General features: G+C 74.1%; 3 protein-coding genes. All 3 read right to left on the bottom strand.

Features of this window, described 5'->3' with window-relative positions:
- A partial coding sequence (locus H5J29_RS33425; RefSeq protein WP_181784870.1) for a GTPase occupies nucleotides 1-416 on the bottom strand: 416 nt, incomplete at its 3' end.
- A gap of 32 nt (nucleotides 417-448) precedes the next feature.
- Nucleotides 449-1,093, bottom strand: a complete 645-nt coding sequence (locus tag H5J29_RS33420; protein ID WP_181784869.1) for a lysophospholipid acyltransferase family protein — start codon at nucleotides 1,091-1,093, stop codon at nucleotides 449-451.
- A complete protein-coding gene (locus tag H5J29_RS36700) occupies nucleotides 1,090-1,176 on the bottom strand; it encodes a hypothetical protein (protein ID WP_246394611.1) in 87 nt (28 codons plus the stop codon). The genes H5J29_RS33420 and H5J29_RS36700 overlap by 4 nt, the downstream gene beginning before the upstream one ends.
- Nucleotides 1,177-1,226: the final 50 nt, after the last annotated feature.

Here is a 1,226-nt window from a genome sequence, read left to right as displayed (position 1 = left end):
CGGTCCGAGCGGCGCAACACGCGCGCCGCGGCCTCCTCGACGGCGGTGGCGCCGACGCGCGCGTCGACGACCAGGAGGATGGCGTCCGCCGTGCGCATGGCCAGCTCGGCCTGCGCGGTGACCTCCTTCTGCAGGCCGGTGGCGTCGGGGTCCCAGCCGCCGGTGTCGACGACGGTGAACCGCCTGCCGTTCCACAGCGCGTCGTACGAGACGCGGTCCCGGGTCACGCCCGGGATGTCCTGCACGACCGCCTCGCGGCGCCCGAGGAACCGGTTGACCAGCGTGGACTTGCCCACGTTGGGTCGACCGACCACGGCCAGTACCGGGGTGGGTCCCTGCTCGGCGAGCACCTCGCCGTCGGGGCCGAGCTCCTCGTCGCCGACGAACTCGTCGGGGTCGAGGCCCAGCTCGGCCATGGCGGCGCGATCGCCGCCGGTGATGTCCCTACTCACGTCCTGCTCCGTACGTCATCCAGCTCCGTGACCAGTGCGGCGAGCGCGCCGCGGATGGTCTCGGTGGCCGCGGCGAGTTCTGCCCGGCCCTTCCCGGTGGGCGCGGGCAGCGGCTCCCCCACCAGTACGTCCACGCGCGGTCTCAACCGGGGGCCGCTGCCCTCCGGTCGACGGGTCCCCCGGCACACCACCGGCAGCACACACGCTCCCGAGGTGCGCGACAACCACGCCGCACCCTGTTGCGCGGCGCGGACGTCGCCGGTGCCGCGGGTCCCCTCGGGGAACACCCCGACCAGACCGCCGCCGCGCAGCACACCCAACGCCGCGGTCAGCGGCGCGCGGTCCGGCTCGCCGCGGCGCACCGCGAGCTGGCCGATCCCGCGCAGCCCCTTGCCCAGGACGCCGGTGAACATCTCCTGCTTCACCAGGAACACCGAACGGCGCCCGAGTAGTCCGAACAACAGCGGCCCGTCCACCATCGCACTGTGGTTGGCGACGAGCACGACCGCACCCTCGGGCGGGATCCGCTCCGGATGGTGCACCTGCACCCGGTACGCGGGGGTGAAGACCCAGGTGCCGATCCAGCGCGCGAGGTCGTGCAGCGCCGGGTTCGCCCCCGCCGGGAGGTCCATGATGGTCATCCGACCAGCCCACGCTCCTGGACCAGCCGCAGCAGCTCGGCCAGCACCGCGTCGACCGAGAGCGTGTCCGTGTCGACGACCAGGGCGTCCGGCGCGGCGTGCAGCGGGGAGGTCTTGCGGGTGGAGTCCAGCC

The sequence above is a fragment of the Pseudonocardia pini genome, from assembly GCF_013870575.1.
Taxonomy (GTDB): domain Bacteria; phylum Actinomycetota; class Actinomycetes; order Mycobacteriales; family Pseudonocardiaceae; genus Pseudonocardia; species Pseudonocardia pini.
Note: the sequence above shows the minus strand (reverse complement) of the source record. Positions and strands in the feature narration are given on the sequence as shown.

Bases quoted from the DNA above. Each gene is read 5' to 3' on its own strand.
- H5J29_RS33420 (WP_181784869.1), bottom strand. From the start codon at position 1,093: ATGACCATCATGGACCTCCCGGCGGGGGCGAACCCGGCGCTGCACGAC.